The organism is Streptomyces sp. NPDC017940 (assembly GCF_044328435.1).
In the GTDB taxonomy this organism is placed as follows: domain Bacteria; phylum Actinomycetota; class Actinomycetes; order Streptomycetales; family Streptomycetaceae; genus Streptomyces.
In genome coordinates this window covers 439,277-457,906 of record NZ_JBIRHJ010000002.1, presented here as the reverse complement: position 1 = coordinate 457,906, position 18,630 = coordinate 439,277, and the positions used below count along the sequence as shown (strand labels likewise).

At 74.2% G+C, this 18,630-nt stretch carries 5 protein-coding genes; 3 read left to right on the top strand and 2 right to left on the bottom strand.

What is annotated here, in order from left to right; translation table 11 throughout:
- Positions 1–177: 177 nt before the first annotated feature.
- On the bottom strand, positions 178–351 hold the full coding sequence (locus ACH4DX_RS07635; protein ID WP_398114302.1) for a CsbD family protein: 174 nt from the start codon (positions 349–351) through the stop codon (positions 178–180).
- 200 nt (positions 352–551) lie between these two features.
- Here ACH4DX_RS07635 and ACH4DX_RS07630 point away from each other — a divergent pair, with 200 nt between their 5' ends.
- Positions 552–1,448: a SigB/SigF/SigG family RNA polymerase sigma factor gene (locus ACH4DX_RS07630; protein WP_398114300.1), complete on the top strand. Its 897-nt coding sequence runs from the start codon at positions 552–554 to the stop codon at positions 1,446–1,448.
- A 218-nt stretch (positions 1,449–1,666) separates the two neighbouring features.
- Positions 1,667–2,797 carry an aromatic acid exporter family protein gene (locus tag ACH4DX_RS07625; RefSeq protein WP_398154399.1) on the top strand — a complete coding sequence of 377 codons (1,131 nt, stop codon included), beginning with the start codon at positions 1,667–1,669 and terminating at the stop codon, positions 2,795–2,797.
- Between the two features lie 34 nt (positions 2,798–2,831).
- Here the strand turns inward: ACH4DX_RS07625 and ACH4DX_RS07620 are convergent, their stop codons facing one another.
- Entirely contained in the window at positions 2,832–3,077 is a 246-nt protein-coding gene (locus ACH4DX_RS07620) for a hypothetical protein (protein ID WP_398154398.1), read from the bottom strand.
- A 1,697-nt stretch (positions 3,078–4,774) separates the two neighbouring features.
- Between ACH4DX_RS07620 and ACH4DX_RS07615 the strand changes: the two genes are divergently transcribed.
- Positions 4,775–18,628, top strand: coding sequence for a type I polyketide synthase (locus tag ACH4DX_RS07615; RefSeq protein ID WP_398154397.1), 13,854 nt, complete (start codon positions 4,775–4,777; stop codon positions 18,626–18,628).
- The last annotated feature ends 2 nt before the right edge of the window (positions 18,629–18,630 follow it).

Sequence of the window (18,630 nt, the reverse complement as noted above, 5' to 3'; positions counted from 1 at the left end):
CGTTGTGCGCGGTGTTGTCTCGCACGCCGTGCCTCGTGGCGCCGACCCCCCTGAGCGGGGCCCCGGGCGGGCCTGCCTTCCGGGCGCCCGCGGCACATGCCGGTGGGGCGGCCCCTTCGAAGGGGCCGCCCCACCGGCATGTGCCACGAGGTCGTACGACGACCGGGCGCCGCGCGCTCAGTGCTTGCCGACGTCCTTGGTCTTCTCCTTGGCCTGGCGTGCGTCGCCCTTCATCTGCTGGGCGCGGCCCTTGGCGGTGAGGCGCTCGTTGCCCACGGCGCGTCCGGCGGCCTGGGCGGCGGCACCGGTGGTCTGCTCGAACTTCGCCTTGGCCTTCTCGTTGGCGCTCATCGTCCGCTCACGCTCCTTGGCATCGACATCAGGTCCTGACGGTACGCCTGGCCGCTCAGCCGTTGCGTAAACGTGGCACGCCGCGAGGGCGGCCGGGCACGCAGGTCGGTGAAAGATGGCACGTATGTACGGCTGTTTCGCGGGTAAGCGGCGCGCTACGGGGGTGAAGAAACAAGCTCGATTCGAAGGGGCGGACACAAATGATCACCGTGAAGGCGCGGGAGCAGGCCCAGACCCATCAGGCCGAACAAGCCGAACAGGCCGCGGCCCGTCAGGCCGGAGAAGAACTCGTCGAACGCGCGTACACGGACCCCTCCTCCATCGCGCCCAAGGACGCGCGAGAGGTCGGCAAGCGGTTCTTCGACCGCCTCGCCGGGCTCGAGGAGGGCACGCACGAGTACCAGTACGTGCGCAACTGCCTGATCGAGATGAACCTCTCGCTGGTGCAGTACGCGGCCTCCCGGTTCCGGCACCGGGGCCCGCAGGAGATGGAGGACATCGTCCAGGTCGGCACCATCGGCCTGATCAAGGCGATCGACCGGTTCGAACTCACCCGCGAGGTCGAGTTCACCTCCTTCGCCGTCCCGTACATCACCGGTGAGATCAAGCGGTTCTTCCGCGACACCTCCTGGGCCGTGCACGTGCCGCGCCGTCTGCAAGAAGCACGCATCGAACTGTCCAAGGCCACCGAGGAACTGCGCACCCGCCTCGGCCGGCTGCCGTCCACGGCGGAGCTCGCGGAGCTGATGCAGCTGGAGCCGGCGGAGGTCACGGAGGCGCAGAAGGCGTCCAACGGCTACAACGCCGTCTCCCTGGACGCCGCGGTCAGCAGCGCCGACGACGAGTCCGACACGATGCTCGCCGACTTCATCGGCATCGACGAGCAGTCCTTCGAACTCGTCGAGAACTTCCACTCCCTCGCCCCGCTGATCGCCGACCTCGACGAGCGCGACCGTACGCTCATCCACCTCCGCTTCGTCGAGGAGCAGACCCAGCAGCAGATAGCCGACGCGCTCGGCTGCTCGCAGATGCACGTCTCCCGGCTGCTCTCCCGCGTGGTGGGCAAGCTCCGCGCGGGCCTGCTGACGACCGAGTGACCCTGACGGCCCAGCAACCCTGACGGCCGATCACTCCTTGCGGCCGAGTGGTCCCCGTACCGTGCGCCACCCCGCCGCCCGTCCCATCCTGATTCCTCCCTGTTTCGCCTTGTCCATTGTGGTTACGTGTGCTGTTCCAGTCCCCGACGCGCGGGACCCGGGAACAGAAGGAGAAGTCGGAACACGTGGTGGATCGGGTGCGGAGGGGCTTGGCGTGGGTGGCGCGCGCGTACGGCGCGCCGGGGCACGAGCGCAACACGGCCCTGTTGATCGTGAAGTGTGTGCTGGCGGCGACGCTGTCCTGGTGGGTCGCGCACGCCCTCCTGAACGCGACGTCACCGGCGTTCGCACCGTTCTCCGCGGTGCTGACCATGAACGTCACGATCTACCGGTCCGTGTGGCAGACCCTGCGCTACACCGCCGCGGTCGTGGTCGGTGTGGCGGTGCAGGCCGTGATCGGGTTCACGGCGGGGCCCGACCTGTTCGCGTTCATGATGGTCGCCGTCATCGCGCTGACCCTGGGCCAGTGGCCGGCGCTGGGGGAGCAGCGCTCCCAGGTCGCCACGGCGGCGTTCTTCGCCTTCTCCACCTACGCGACGGCCACCACGAACACCGACAGGGCCCTCCAGCTCGGCCAGATCGTTCTCCTCGTCCTCATCGGCTGCGGCATCGGCCTGGTCGTGAACCTGTGCATCGCGCCCCCGCTGCGCTACCGCAGCGCCGAGCAGGGCCTGCACGCTCTCGCCGCCGAGGTGGAGTACCTCCTCGACGACATGGCCGACGGCCTGAGCAGCGGGGACGTCGACAGTGAGCGCGCCGGCCAGTGGAGTGCGGCGGGGGAGCGCGCGCAGCGCGCGGTCGGGCAGGCCCGCACCGGGCTGAGCACGGCGGAGAACAGCCTGCCCTTCAATCCGCGGCGGCTGCTGCCCGCCCACCGCAACTATCTGTCCTTCGACCGCTATCGCAATGTCCTGAACGCCCTGGAGCGAGCGGTGTACCAGCTGAGTTCGCTCACCCGCAGCCTCGACCGGTGGCGGGAGACGGAGGACACCTACACCTACGCCCCCGTCCTGGAGGCGTCCGCCGACTACGCCCGCCGACTGCGTGACATCGCCCATGTCGTCGCCGAACTCGACAGCGACACCCTCACCGAGCAGGCCGAGGAGATGCGCGGGCGGGCCGCATCCGCCCAGGAGGCGTTGCAGAAGGTCCTCAACGCGGCCGGGGAGTACGAGCTGCCGCTGGCCGACGCCTCCCGTCCGTACGGAGTCCTCGTCGTCGAGGCCACCCGGTTGATGGAGGAGTTCCAGCACACTTGCGACGTACTCCAGGACACCGCCGACGACTGAGGCGTCCGGGCCGGGCCGCGTCGGGTCAGGTCCGTCAGGGGCGGGGGTTGCCCTGGTCGGGGTCGTCGTCGGGCGTCTGCCAGGTGCTGCCGCGCTGGGCCTCGCCACCGGCCGGGTCGCCGCCGTGGGCGGGCGTGCTGCTGCGGGTGCGCTGAGCGGCGCGCCGCCGGCCGGCGACGAACATGGCGAGGAGGCCGACGACCACCACGACGCCGACCGCGATCAGGGCCAGCGAGGCGCCGCCCGAGGCGGCGAGAACGATATGGCTGTGAGTCTGCATGTCCGCTCGTGTACCCCGTCTTCGGCAGATGGTGCAGGTCCGTGAGGGTGATAGCGACCGCGGGACCACGGCCGGGGCCGTGGGCCGCGCCGTGGGAGCGCCCCCGCGGGGCATCGCGGGACGGGGCCGTCACTGAACGACGCCCTCCGGTGTGCGAGGTGTGAGGTGAACCACGATTGCGCGGGTCAGGGCCCGAAACGGGCAGGAAACGGAGCGCCACGAGAGCCAAACGGGCGCAGTGATCACCGGGTCCGCCCGCTTCCCCGGACCGCCGTGTGCCACTCGACCTCTCCGGCGCCGGGTGTCGCGGACGCGAAGTGTGTGCGGTGATGCCAGGTGATGCCCGGCGTCGGTGCTTCGCGTCGGCATATGCAAGGGTGCGTTCACCATCGGGACCAGCTCCGGACAATGCTGCTTACGCACGAGTCAGTAAGTGTTGTTTCGCTTCCGATAGCCACAAACACAGAGGCTGGTACGGGCGGTGGCCATTCGGATACGGTTGTGCGTAGTACGGGATCGCTTGTTTTCGCGATCCCTCCGACGTCGCGCGATCCATCCGCGCATCCAATGGAGCTTTCCGGGGCGTCGTACCCCTGGATCTCCGTATCGCGCCGTTCCTCTGTATCGCGCCGATGTCCGCGTTGAGTCCATACAAAGGGGGGGCCGAGGCACAGTGACCCACGAAGCAGGTTCCGGTGCTTCCGGACAGGTTCTGTCCACTGTCCCGAGAAGACCGGAACGGTCTGTCGGCCATGTCCCGAACCGCATTGCCTCAGCCGTCCCGCTGTACTCGACCCGTGTATCGACTGTCTCTCCCCCGACGTGCGTTTTGGCGCGCTCGGGGCGGAGCTATTGCATTACCTTTCCACGGGCCCCCACGGCCATGACGGCATCGGTCATATTGCTGCCATGAATCGGCCACCTCGACGCCACCAGGCGGCGCGCCGACTGGCGCGCCAGGTGGCGCCCGGGTGGAGGGGTGCGAGGCCGCAGCGCCACGCCCATGATGTGCACCGAGCTGGGAGATCTCCTGCCCAACCCGTCTGACGTGCGGTTTCTTGGGCGGTCCGGCATGGGGGCGTGGACCGGATCCGGTCCGGCGTGCCGGTTCCGTCTCGGTACGGGGTCGGCACGCAGATGACGTGTAGGCGGCACGCAGTTGGCGCACAGTCGGCATTCACGGGGGTGCCCCCTATCGACTGGCTTGTTAACGGGGGTTGTCTGGCCAGAATTTGACGGTCTTATGTTGAGCATATGTCGGGTGCCTGTTGGATGGTGCTCCGACGGGCCCTTCCAGGCTGCGTCCTCATGTCGCACAGAGGGCAAGATTCGTTGTGCCCATTGGGCGGAGGTCGCTGCGCCCCGACTCTCGGGGCCCGGCTCTCGTGAAGAGTCTAGAGTCGGTAAATTCCGTAAGGCGGCACGGTAAATTCCGCACGTCCGCGTGGAGGGATCCGCGTCCGTGCGTACCTGACAATCATTCCCTCACCTGGGGCGGGAACCGTCCTGTAACACGGCCGCAATGTGCCCGAGCTCAAATAGTCCTCGGTTGACAATTACTTGAGCGCTGGCTTGACTTACGGCCGTTGTCTCGGCGCATTGGCCGAGAAAGAGTGGGGCCAATTCGGGCCAAGCGTGTGTTGAGTTCCAACGAACGACTGACGGGGGCGGAGACTGCCATGTGCGAATCAGCGCGAGTGAACGCCGGCACTGTCGCGGTCATCGGGGCCGCCCTCGCGGCGCCGGTGCGGGCGGAGCGGGTTCCCGCTGTCCTGGCCGAGCTGACCGGTGTGCCGCTGCCCGCGGACCGGGCGGCCGAGCTGGAGTCGGCGTGGACGGCCTGCGAGGACGCGGGCGTCCACGCCCGCGTCCCGGTGGGTGTCGGTGTGTACCTGGCGAGTGGGGGCGAGAACCCGGCCGGTGGCGGCGAGCCCCCGAGCGGCGGCGGCGAGGGAGCGGACGGCGGTGCCGCCTCCGACGGTTCCGATCACACCGACGGTGCCGACCCCGCCGACGGTGTCGGCCGCTCCGACCATGCCGACCGCTCCGATCACGCCAGCCGCTCCGACCGCACCGGCCGCTCCGACGACGCCGGCCGTGCGGAGGAACTGGCGCGTCTGCTCGGTTTGTCGGGCCCCCGGTGGACCGGGCGCGACCCCCTCGCCGAGGCCGTCGCCGCCGTGCGGTCCAAGGAGTGCGACCTCGCGCTGGTCGGGGCGGACGGCGCGTTCGCCGTGCTGACCCGCGCGGACGACCCGCGCACCCCCACCTTCGGCTACCTGCTCGGCAGCGGGTCCGAGTGGCCCGACAACGTTTCCGCCCTCGCCGCGGCGGCACTGGCGGCGGGCCGTCCCGCACCCGGCCGCCGCGTGGCCGCCCCCGGGGGGACCGCCGCCGGGAGCCTCGCCGCAGGCGCGGCCGACGGTTCCGACCTCGGCGGCGTCTCGGCGCTCGACGGAGGCGCCGCCCCCGAAGGCCCCGCGCTCGAGCCCGACGCGCCCGCCCCGCGCGAACCCGCCGTCCCCCTGACCCTCTCCGCACACAGCGTCGACGCCCTGCGGGTGCGTGCCGCCGATCTGCGTGCGTTGCTCGCTGCCGAGCCGGAGCTGCCGCTCGTCGACGTCGCCTACTCCCTCGCCACCACCCGGCCGGTGCTCGACCGCCGTGCCGTCCTCGTCGGTGCGGACCGCGCCGCGCTCGCCGAGGAGCTGCTCGCTCTCAGCGAAGGCCGGTTACCGTTGCCGGGGCTCGCCGCACCGGTGCACGGGGACCGGGGCGTGGGGCCCGCGGCGGACGGACCCGTGCTGGTGTTTCCCGGACACGGGCCGCAGTGGCTCGGCATGGCCGACGAACTGCTCTCCGCGTCGCCGGTGTTCGCCGAGCACCTGCACGCCTGCGCGGAAGCCCTCACCCCGCACGTCGACTGGCCCGTCATCGACGTCCTGCGCGGCACCGCGGACACGCCCTCCCTGGAGCGGCCGGACGTCGGACAGCCCGCGCTCTGGGCGATGACGGTGTCCCTGTCCGCGCTGTGGCGCTCCTGGGGCGTGCGACCGGGGGCCGTGGTCGGCTCCAGCGTCGGTGAGATCATGGCCGCGACGGTCGCGGGGGCGCTGTCCGTCGAGGACGGCGCGCGGGTGGTGGCCCTGTTCAGCCAGGCGCAGGTGCACCTGCTCGAACACGGCGTGATGCTGTCCGTCCTCGCGGGCGCCGACGACGTGCGGGAACGGCTCACCCGGTACGAGGGGCTCGACCTGGCCGCCGTACACGCCCCCGGCTCGGTCCTGGTCTCCGGCGCCGAGGACGCGGCCACCGAACTCCTCGCCGAGCTGGCCGCCGACGGCGTCAGGGCCAGGAGCATCGCCATCCGGCTCGCGGCGCACGGCCGTCAGGTCGACTCCGTACGCGACCTGCTGCTCGACGGCCTCGCCCCGATCAGGCCCCGCGCGACCGAGGTGCCGATCCACACGGCGACCACCGGCTCGCGGATCGACCCGCTCGCGCTCACCGCCGACCACTGGTTCCGCAACATGCGCCGCACCGCCGACTTCGAGAGCGCCACGCGCTCCGTCCTCGGCGCCGGGCACCGCCTGTTCCTCGAACCGAGCCCGCACCCCGTCCTCACCAGAGCCGTGCAGGAGACCGCGGAGACCGTCGAGGCGGCCGAGGGCACAGCCCGGGAAGTAGCCGTCGTCGGCACGCTGCGCCGCGACCGGGGCGGCGCCGACCAGATGACCGCCGCGCTCGCCGAACTGCACGCGCACGGCGTGCTCCCCGACTGGGACGCGGTGTTCGCGGGACGGGACGCACGCGCCGTGCCGCTGCCCGCCTACCCCCTGCACGCGGCGCCCGCGGCCGACGCCGCGCCGTCGTTCGCCGACCGGGTCGCGGACGCCCCCGACCGCACCGCCTTCCTGCTCGACGTGGTCCGCGCCCAGGTGGCCGCCGTCGTCGGTGCCCCCCGCGGCGGGGACGCCGACATCGCCGCCGACATCGACGCGCCGCTCCTCGACCTCGGCGTCGACTCGGCGGGCGCGGTGTCCCTGCGCAACCTCCTGAACGCGGCCACCGGCCTGAACCTGCCCGTCTCCGCGGTGTTCGACAACCCGACGTGCCGAGGCCTCGCCCGGCACGTCGACCGGGTCCTGCTCGGCGCCCCCGCCGACGACGACGAGCCGATCGTGCCGACGGGGGCCGGCGACGACGACCCGATCGCGATCGTGGCCATGAGCTGCCGTCTGCCCGGCGGCGTACGCAGCCCCGAGGACCTGTGGGAGCTGCTCGCCGCCGAGGGCGACGGCGTCACCGCGTTCCCCACCGACCGCGGCTGGGACCTCGAAGGGCGCTACGACGAGGACGCCGAGCGCGCGGGCGGCTACTACCAGCGCGAGGCCGGGTTCCTGCACGACGTCCACCAGTTCGACCCCGAGTTCTTCGGGATCTCGCCGCGCGAGGCCCTCGCCATGGACCCGCAGCAGCGGCTGCTCCTCGAGATCTCCTGGGAGGCCATCGAACGCGCGGGCATCGACCCGGCGGGGCTGCGGGGCAGCAGGGCGGGCGTGTTCGTCGGCGCGATGGCGATGGACTACGCGCCGAAGCTGCACGAGGCCCCCGCGGACCTGGAGGGCTACCTCCTCACCGGCAACACCGCGAGCGTCGCGTCCGGCAGGCTCTCGTACACGTTCGGATTCGCGGGACCCGCCGTCACCGTCGACACGGCGTGCTCGTCGTCGCTGACCGCCCTGCACATGGCCGTGCAGTCGCTGCGGCGCGGCGAATGCCCCCTCGCGCTCGCGGGCGGCGTCACCACCATGTCGACGCAGGGCATGTTCGTGGAGTTCAGCAGGCAGCGCGCGCTCGCCCCCGACGGGCGGTGCAAGGCCTTCTCGGCGAGCGCGGACGGATTCGGCCTCGCCGAAGGCGCCACGATGGTGCTCCTGGAGCGGCTCTCCGACGCGCGCCGCAACGGGCACCCCGTGCTCGCGCTGGTCAAGGGCACCGCCATCAACCAGGACGGCGCGTCCAACGGCCTCACCGCCCCCAGCGGCCCCGCGCAGCGCAGGGTGATCCGGCAGGCCCTCGCCGACGCGGGTGTCCCCGCCTCCGAGGTCGACGCCGTCGAGGCACACGGCACCGGCACCCGCCTGGGCGACCCCATCGAGGCGGACGCGCTCCTCGCCACCTACGGCCGCGAGCACCCCGCCGACCGGCCGCTCCTGCTCGGCTCGGTGAAGTCCAACATCGGCCACACCCAGGCGGCATCCGGCGTCGCGGGGCTGATCAAAATGGTGCTCGCGCTGCGCCACGGCGTCCTGCCGCGAAGCCTGCACATCACCGAGCCCACGCCGCACGTGGACTGGACGTCCGGCGCCGTGTCGCTGGCCACCGAGGCCACCGCGTGGCCCGAGGTCGCACGGCCCCGGCGGGCCGGTGTGTCCTCGTTCGGCATCAGCGGCACCAACGCCCACGCCGTCCTCGAACAGGCCCCGGACCAGGTCCTCGTCGACCCGCCCGCCTACCCGCGGTCGGCGTCGGGGCCGGTTCCGCTGGTGCTCTCCGCCCGTACGGAGGACGCCCTGCGCGCCCACGCCGGGCAACTCGCGCCGTCGGCCGCCCGGTTCGCCCCTGCCGATGTGGCGGCCACCCTGCTCTCGCGGTCGGTGTTCGACCACCGGGCGGTGGTGGTGTCGGGCGGTACGGACGCCCTCGCGGCGGTCGCCGGTGGCATGGAGTCGGCCCGGGTGGCCGTGGGCGTGGCGCGGCCCGCGGGCAAGGTCGCGTTCGTGTTCCCCGGCCAGGGCTCCCAGTGGCTCGGCATGGGCGCCGAACTGGCCCGGTCGTCGCCGGTGTTCCGTGCCTCCCTCGACGCCTGCGCCGAGGCACTGGCCCCGCACGTGGACTGGTCGCTGCACGACGCGCTGGCCGACGCCGCCCAGCTGGAGCGGGTGGACGTCGTACAGCCCGCCCTGTTCGCGGTGATGGTGTCGCTCGCCGCGCTGTGGCGCTCCTACGGCGTCGAGCCGGACGCGGTGGTGGGCCACAGCCAGGGCGAGATCGCCGCCGCGTACGTCGCGGGCGCGCTGTCCCTGGACGACGCGGCCAAGGTGGTCGCGCTGCGCAGCAAGGCGATCCTGGCCCTCTCGGGCCGGGGCGGCATGGTGTCCCTCGCCGTCACGGTCGACCGGGCGCGGGAGCGCACGGCGCGCTGGGACGGCCGGATATCGGTGGCCGCGGTCAACGGCCCGCGTTCGGTGGTGGTGGCGGGCGACGCCGACGCCCTGGACGAGCTGATGGAGTCCTGCGCCGCCGACGACGTGCGCGCCCGCCGGGTGCCCGTCGACTACGCCTCGCACTCGCCGCACGTCGAGCGCCTCCAGGAGGCCTTGGCGCAGGCCCTCGCCGGGGTGGAGCCCCGGCCCGCGACCGTGCCCATGCTGTCCACGGTCACCGGCGACTGGCTGACCGGGACCGAGGTCGGCGCCGGGTACTGGTACCGGAACCTGCGCAACACCGTGCGGTTCCAGGACGCGACCCACGGCCTGCTCGACCACGGCGTCGGCGTGTTCGTGGAGTGCAGCCCCCACCCCGTACTCACCATCGGCGTGCGCGAGACGGTGGAGGCCGCCGAGCGCGAGGCGATCGTCGTCGGCACCCTGCGCAGGACCGACGGCGACCTCGACCGCTTCCTGCTGTCCGCCGCCGAGGCGTACGTGGAGGGCCTGCCGTTCGACTGGAGTGCCGTGGTGCCCGCCGGGCGCCCCGTGGACCTGCCCACCTACCCCTTCCAGCGCAGGCGGTTCTGGCTCGACGAGCAGGTCCGCCCCTCGGCGGCCGGCGACCCCGCGCTGGCGGAGTTCTGGTCCGCCGTCGAGCGCGGCGACCTCGCCACCACGCTGGACGTGCCCGCCGACGCGCCGCTCACCGACGTCCTGCCGAGCCTCGCCGACTGGCGCCGCCGCAGGCAGGAGCGGTCCGCCGTCGACGCCTGGCGGCACCGCATCACCTGGCGGCCCCTCACCGCCCCCGACGCCCCGGCCCTGTCCGGCACCTGGCTGGTCGTCGGTTCGGCGGCCGAGGCGGAGCACCCGTGGCGGGCGGCCGCCGTCGAGGCGCTGCGCGCCCACGGCGCCGACGTCGTCGAGGCCGAGGGCACGGCGGACTCCCTGCGTGCCCTGGACGTCGTACCCGAAGGAGTGCTGTCCCTCCTCGCCCTCGACGAGGAGGCCGACCCCGCCGCACCGGCCGTCCCGAGCGGCCTCTCCGGCACGCTGGCCCTCGTACGGGCGCTCGGTGAAGCCGGGATCGGCGCGCCGCTGTGGCTGGCCACGACCGGCGCGGTGTCCGTCGGACGGTCCGACCCGCTCACCCACCCGGTGCAGAGCCAGACTTGGGGCCTCGGCCTGTCCGTCGGCCTGGAGCACCCCGAACGCTGGGGCGGCCTCGTCGACCTGCCCGTGACCCCCGACGCGCGGACCGCGGCGCGGCTCGCCGCCGTCCTTGCCGGGCCCTCGGACGAGGACCAGCTGGCGATCCGCGCCTCCGGTGTGTCCGTACGACGCCTCACCCCCGCCCCCGCGCCGGCCGAGGCGCCCGCGTGGCGCGCCGCGGGCACCGTGCTCATCACCGGTGGCACCGGCGCCATCGGCGGCCACGTCGCCCGCTGGCTCGCAGGCAACGGCGCCGAGCATCTCGTGCTGACCAGCCGCAGCGGCACGGACGCGCCCGGCGCGCCCGAACTGCGGGACGAACTGACCGGCCTCGGCGTGCGGACCACGATCGCCGCCTGCGACGCCGCCGACCGCACCGCCCTCGCCGACCTGTTCGCCCGGCTCGACGCCGAAGGCACCCCGGTCCGCTCGGTCTTCCACGCCGCGGGCACCGTCCCCTCGCTGCCGCTCGCCGACACCGGCACCTCCGACCTCGCGTACGCCCTCGGGGCCAAGGCCGTCGGCGCCGCCCACCTGGACGAGCTGTGCGCCGGGCGCGAACTCGACGCGTTCGTGCTGTTCTCCTCCGGGTCCGCGGTGTGGGGCAGCGGCGAACTCGGCGCGTACGGCGCCGCCAACGCCTTCCTCGACGGCCTCGCCCAGCGCCGCCGCGCCGAAGGACTGCCCGCCACCTCGCTCTCCTGGGGCATGTGGGCGGGCGGCGGCATGGTCACCGGCGACCTCGACGACCAGCTGCGCCGCCGCGGCCTGCGACCCATGCGGCCGGAACTCGCGGTCGGCGCGCTCGCCACCGCCCTCGCGACGGGCGAGACCACCCTGACGGTCGCGGACGTCGACTGGGCCCGCTTCACCCCCGGCTTCACGGCTGCCCGCGCACGGCCCCTCATCAGCGAGATACCCGACGTCGTCGCGCTCGCCGCCGAGGACGCCGCGGAGCAGCCCGCCGCCGCCGGCGGCGCCCTTGCCGAACGCCTCACCGGGCTCAACGACGCCGACCGGCACCGCCTCCTGCTCGACCTGGTCCGCGGCCACGCGGCGGCGGTCCTAGGCCACGAGGGACCCGACACCGTCACACCGGACCGGGCGTTCCGCGAACTGGGCGTGGACTCCCTCACCGCCATCGAGCTCCGCAAGCGCCTCAACGCCGCCACCGGCGTACGGCTGCCCGCCACCGTCGTCTTCGACCACCCGACGCCCGAGGCACTCGCCACCCGACTGCACTCCGTGGTGCTCGGCGAACGGCCGGACGAAGCGCCCGCCGGGACCGCCGTCACCGGCGCCGCGGACCGCGCCGCCGACGAGCCGATCGCCGTGGTGGCGATGAGCTGCCGCTACCCCGGCGGCGTGCGCGGCCCCGAGGACCTGTGGTCGCTCGTCCTCGACGGGCGCGACGCCATCGGGGCCTTCCCGGACGACCGGGGCTGGGACACCGACCGCCTCTACCCGGCCGACGCCGGGGCCCACGGCCGCAGCACCACCCTGGAGGGCGCCTTCCTCGACGAGGCGGGCGGCTTCGACGCCGCCTTCTTCGGCATCGCCCCGCGCGAGGCCCTGGCCATGGACCCGCAGCAGCGGCAGGTGCTCGAACTCGCCTGGGAGGCCTTCGAACGCGCCGGGATCGACCCGTCCTCCGTACGCGACAGCCTCACCGGCGTCTTCGTCGGCGCGTCCCCGCAGGGCTACGCCGGCACCCTGGAGCAGGCCGCACCCGAGATGGACGGCTACCGGCTCACCGGCGACGCGCTGAGCGTCGTCTCCGGCCGGATCGCCTACTCCCTCGGCCTGCGCGGGCCCGCCGTCACCGTGGACACCGCGTGCTCGTCGTCCCTGGTCGCCCTGCACCTCGCGGTGCAGGCGCTGCGGTCGGGGGAGTGCTCCATGGCCCTCGCGGGCGGCACTGCGGTCATGGCGTCGCCGGTGCCCTTCGCCGAGTTCAGCCTCCAGGGGGGCCTCGCCCCCGACGGCAGGTGCAAGCCCTTCGCCGACGCCGCCGACGGCGTCGGCTGGGGCGAGGGCGCCGGTCTGCTCCTCCTCGAACGGCTCTCCGACGCGAGGGCCAACGGCCACGAGGTGCTCGCCGTCGTCAGGGGCTCCGCCACCAACCAGGACGGCGCGTCCAACGGCCTCTCCGCACCGAGCGGACCCGCGCAGCAGCGGGTCATCCAGGCCGCGCTCACGAACGCGGGCCTCTCCGCCGCGGAGGTGGACGCCGTCGAGGGCCATGGCACCGGCACCCGCCTCGGCGACCCCATCGAGGCGCAGGCACTCCTCGCCACCTACGGCCAGGGCCGGCCCGCCGACCGGCCGCTGCTCCTCGGCGCGCTGAAGTCCAACATCGGCCACACCCAGGCCGCTTCCGGCGTCGCGGGCATCATCAAAATGGTGCAGGCGATGCGGCACGGCGTGCTGCCGCGCACCCTCCATCTCGACCGCCCGTCCGAGCACGTGGACTGGACGACCGGCGCCGTGGAACTGCTCCCCGAGCAGCGGCCCTGGCCCGAGACCGGCCGGCCGCGGCGCGCCGCCGTCTCCGCGTTCGGCGTCAGCGGCACCAACGGCCACGTCATCCTCGAACAGGGGGAAGCCGCCGTGACGCAGGGCTCCGCGGGCGCGGCGCAGGACCCCGGCTCCGTGGCGCAGGACTTCACCGCCGTGGCGCAGGGCTCCGGTTCCGCCGCCGGTGGTGCCGAGGGCCGCGCCCTCGCCTGGGCGCTGTCCGCCCGCGACACCGCCGCGCTGCGCGAGCAGGCCGTACGCCTCGCCGCGAGCGTCGACGCACGGCCGGAACTGAACCCGGTGGACGTCGCCACCACCCTCGCGACCGGCCGGGCGGCACTCGACCACCGCGCGGTCGTCCTCGGCACCGGCACCCCCGCGCTGCGCGCGGGTCTCGACGCCCTCGCCGCGGGCACCGACGACCCGGCCGTCGTCCGCGGCGCCCCCGACGGCGGCAGGCTCGCCGTGCTGTTCTCCGGCCAGGGCTCCCAGCGCGTCGGCATGGGCCGGGACCTGTACGCGGCCCACCCCGTGTTCGCCGACGCCCTCGACGAGGTGTTCGCCCACCTCGACGCGCTCCTCGACGTGCCCCTGCGCGACGTCGTCTTCGGGGCCGACCAGGCCGTCCTGGACCGCACCGAGTACGCCCAGCCCGCGCTGTTCGCCGTCGAGGTCGCGCTGTACCGGCTCTGGGAGTCCTGGGGCCTGCGGCCCGACGCCCTCGCGGGGCACTCGATCGGCGAGCTGGCCGCCGCGCACGTCGCGGGCGTGTTCTCCCTGGCCGACGCCTGCACGATCGTCGCCGCGCGCGGCGCGCTCATGCAGGCGCTGCCCGCCGGTGGCGCCATGGTCGCGGTGCGGGCCACCGAGGACGAGATCGCACCGGAGTGCTCCGAGCACGTCGGCATCGCCGCCGTCAACGGCCCCGAGTCGCTGGTGCTCTCCGGCAGCGAAGCGGAGGTCATGGAGCTCGCCGACCGCTTGCGGGCACAGGGCCGCAAGGTGACCCGGCTGCGGGTCAGCCACGCGTTCCACTCGCCGCTGATGGAGCCGATGCTCGCGGAGTTCCGCCGCGTCGTGGCCGGTACGACCGCCCACCCGCCGACGCTGCCGATCGTGTCGACCCTGACCGGCGCGCCGGTCGGCGCCGAGGAACTCACCGCGCCGGACCACTGGGTCCAGCACGTGCGCAGGCCCGTACGGTTCGCCGACGGCGTCACGGCCCTCGTCGCCCAGGGCGTGACGACGATGGTGGAGGTCGGACCCGGCAGCGCGCTCACCGCGATGGGCCAGGACAGCGCCCCCGGCGCCGTGTTCGTGCCCACGCTGCGCTCCGACCGCCCCGAACCCGACACCCTCGCCCTCGCCGCCGCACAGCTGTACGTACACGGCGCACCCCTCGACCTCACAGCCGTCACCGGCGGCCGCGGCAACCGCGTGGACCTGCCCACCTACGCCTTCCAGCACGAGCGGTACTGGCTGAGCGCGGCCGTCGCCCCCGCCGGAGACGGCGCGACGGCGGCCCTCGGTGTCGCCACGGGCGGTCACCCGCTGCTGCGCGCCGCGGTCGCGCTGCCCGACTCCGACGGGGTCGTCTTCACCGGCAGGCTGTCCGCGCGGACCCAGGCCTGGCTCGCCGACCACGGCGTCGGCGACCAGATCCTGTTCCCCGGCACCGGGCACCTGGACCTCGCCCTGCACGCCGCGGACCACTGCGGCCTCGACACGGTCGAGGAACTGACCCTGCACGCCCCGCTCGTCCTGCCCGAGCGCGGCGGCCGGGACCTGCGGGTCACGGTCGGCGCGGAGACCGAGGGCAGGCGGAGCATCCGGGTGCACTCGCGGGCCGACGACGCCGACCGGGACGCGCCGTGGACGGAGCACGCGACCGGCAGCCTCACGTCGGGCACCGGCACGTCGGGCACCCTCACGTCGGGCACCCGCAGGGCAGATGGGGACCCGGCGGCCGAGCTGTCCGTGTGGCCGCCGCGGGGCGCGACGCCGATGGACGCCGACGGCATCTACGAACGCCTCGCCGAACTCGGCTACAGCTACGGCCCGGTGTTCCGGGCGGTGCGCGCCGCCTGGAGCCTCGGTTCGGACGTGTACGTAGAGGTGTCCCTGCCGGAAGGCACCGGCGGCGAAGGCTTCAGCGTGCATCCCGCCCTCCTGGACGCCTCCCTGCACGCGCCGGTCCTCCGCGCCCTCGACGAGGCGGGCGGCGGGCCCCGGCTGCCGTTCAGCTTCACCGGGGTGCGGCTGCACTCCGTCGGCGCCTCGACGCTCAGGGTGCGCTGGACGCCGACCGGGCAGGACGAGATGTCGCTGGCCGTCGCGGACCGGGCGGGCAGGCCCGTCGCGACCGTCGAGTCCCTGGTGATGCGGCCGGTGGAGCTCCGGAAGGCGACGCCACGGACCGCCGACGCCCTGTTCTCGCTGGAGTGGGCCGCCGCCGACGGGGCGACGGAGGAGAGGCCGGTCGCGCTCGCCGTGCTCGGAGCGGAGAGGAACGGCCGAGGCGACCTCGGCCTCGACATACCGGCCGTGACCGACTTCGGAGCCCTCGCCGACGTCACCGATCTGCTCGCTCTCTGCCCCCGGCCGACGGGCACGTACGGAACGAACGGAACGAATGGAAAGGGTGGAACGGACGGTCAGGGTGGACCGGACGGAACGGAGGCGCAGTCGGTGCGGGCGGCGGTGTCCTGGGCCCTCGCACTGGCCAAGGACTGGCTCGCCGACGAGCGGACGGCCGACACCCGCCTGGTGTTCGTGACCCGCGGCGCCGTCGACACCGAGGCACCCGACCCCGCGCAGGCCGCCGTGTGGGGGCTCGTGCGGTCGGCGCAGACCGAGAACCCCGGCCGGTTCGCGCTCGTCGACCTCGACGGCACCGCGGAGTCCGCGCTCGCCGTACGGACCGCGCTGGCCTCCGGCGAACCCCAGTCCGCGGTGCGGGCGGGACAAGTGACCGCGCCCAGGCTCGCCCGTGCCACCGCCGACCACCTGCTCGTACCGCCCGCCGACGGCCCGTGGCGCCTGGACGCCGCGGCGCGCGGCTCCCTCCGCGAACTCGCCCTCGTGCCGCACCCCGAGGCCACCGCGCCCCTCGCGCCCGGCCAGGTACGTGTCGCCGTGCGCGCGGCGGGCCTGGACTTCCGTGACGTCCTCGTCGCGCTCGGCGCCCACCACGGTGAGGGCGAACCGGGCAGCGAGATCGCGGGCGTGGTGACGGAGGTCGGCGCGGCGGTGACCGACCTGGCCGTGGGCGACCGTGTCCTCGGCATGGCCACCACGGGCGTCGGGCCGCTCGCCGTCGCCGACCGCAGGCTGCTCGCCCCGATGCCCGCGGGCTGGTCCTTCGCCCGCGCCGCATCCGTGCCGCTCGCGTTCCTCACGGCCCACTACGCCCTGCACGACCTGGCGGACCTGCGCCGGGGCGAGGCCGTGCTCGTGCACGACGCGGCGGGCGACATCGGCCTCGCGGCCGTGCAGCTCGCCCGCCACCGCGGCGCGGAGGTGTTCGCGACCGCGAGCCCCGCCGAATGGGACGCCGTACGGGCGGCGGGCGTGCCCGACACCCACCTGGCGTCGTCGCTCGACACCGGTTTCGCGGCACGGTTCGCCGCCGAGACCGGCGGCCGGGGCGTGCGGGTGGTCCTCAACTCGCTGGTACGTGAACTGGTGGACGGCTCCGCCCAGCGGGCGAAGCTTTCGGACGGCACCGTAGGCCTGCCGGGGCCTGCGGACGGCTCCGCGAACTTGCCGGGGCCTGCGGACGCCTCCGTAAACCGGCCCGGGCTCGCGGAGGGCTCAGCGAACCTGCCGGGGCTCGCGGACGCCTCCGCGAACCTGCCCAACCCCGCGGACGGCTCAGCGCAGCTGCGCGCACCCTCGGACGGTTCCGTGGCCCTGCCCGGTCCCACGGACGGCCCCGCGCGCAACCCGGAGTACACCGACGACTCCCCGGCCCTGCGGGAGTTCGTACGGGCCTCCCTGGAGCTGCTGCCCGACGGCGGCCGGTTCATCGAGCTGGGCAGGGCCGACGTGCCCGAGCCCGACGACCTGCCCGCCGGTGTCAAGTACGCCACGTTCGACCAGGCGCAGCCGGACCCCGACCGGTTCCAGGACCTGCTGGCCGAGGTGCTCGCGCTGTTCGCGGCGGGCGCCCTCAGCCCCCTGCCGGTGCGTGCCTGGGACGTGCGCCGCGCACCCGAGGCGTTCCGCCACCTCAGCGAGGGACGGCACGCGGGCAAGGTCGTCCTGACCGTGCCCGCCCCGCTCGACCCGGACCGCACGGTCCTGGTCACCGGCGGCCTCGGCACGCTCGGCGCCCTGGTGGCGCGGCACCTGGTCACCGCACGGGGCGCCCGCCACCTCGTCCTGACGGGACGCGCGGGCCTCGCCACCGACGGCGCGCGGGAACTGCGCGCCGAACTGGCGGCCCTCGGCGCCGAGGTGCGGGTGGCGGCCTGCGACGTGTCCGACCGGGACGCGCTCGCCGCGCTCGTCGCCTCCCTCGACCGGCCGCTCGGCGCCGTCGTGCACGCGGCGGGCGTCGTCGACGACGGCGTCCTCGCGGCACTGACCCCCGAGCGGGTCGACCGCGTACTCGCCCCGAAGGTCGACGGCCTGCTCCACCTGGACGAGCTGACCCGGGACGCCGACCTGTCCGCGTTCGTCGTCTTCTCCTCGGCGGCCGGGATCCTCGGCAGCGCGGGCCAGGCGAGCTACGCCGCCGCGAACGCGGCACTGGACGCACTCGTGCGCCGCCGCCACGCACACGGCCTGCCCGGCGTCTCCCTGGCGTGGGGCATGTGGGCCGCGGCCAGCGGCATGACGGCGGGCCTCGACGCCGACGACCGGGCCAGGCTCGGCCGCTCCGGCATCCTCGAACTGCCCACCGGAACCGCGCTCGACCTGCTCGACGCCGCGACGGACGACGACCGCGCCGCACTCGTGCCGGTGCTCCTCGACACCGCGACGCTGCGCGGGCAGGCGGCGGACGGCACCCTGCCCCCGATACTGCGGGGTCTGGTCCGCACCCCCGCCCGCCGCGTCACGGCGGCGCCCGCCACCGCGAGCGCGACGTTCACCGACACCGTCGCGGGACAGTCCGCGGCCGACCGCGAGCAGACCGTGCTCGACCTGGTCTGCGCACAGGTCGCCGCGGTGCTCGGCCACTCCGCCGGCACCCAGGTCGACCCGGGCCGTGCGTTGCAGGACCTCGGCTTCGACTCGCTGACCTCGGTGGAACTGCGCAACCGGCTCACCGCGGCCACCGGCATCCGGCTGCCGTCGACGCTGGTCTTCGACCACCCGTCGGCCGCCGCGATCACCCGGCACGTCCTGACGCTGTTCCCGAGCGCCGAGGCCGAGGCGGAGACCGGCGTACTCGACCAGCTGGACCGCCTGGAGAGCACACTGCTCGCCCTCGGCGACGACGGCACCGCCACCAAGGTGGACCTGAGGCTGCGGGCCCTCCTCGCACGGTGGAGCGACGCGCGCGCCGACGACGCCGCCGAGGACGCGGAGTCCGACGACCTCTCCGCGGCCACCGACGACGAACTCTTCGGCTACCTCGACAACGAACTCGAGACCTCGTGACC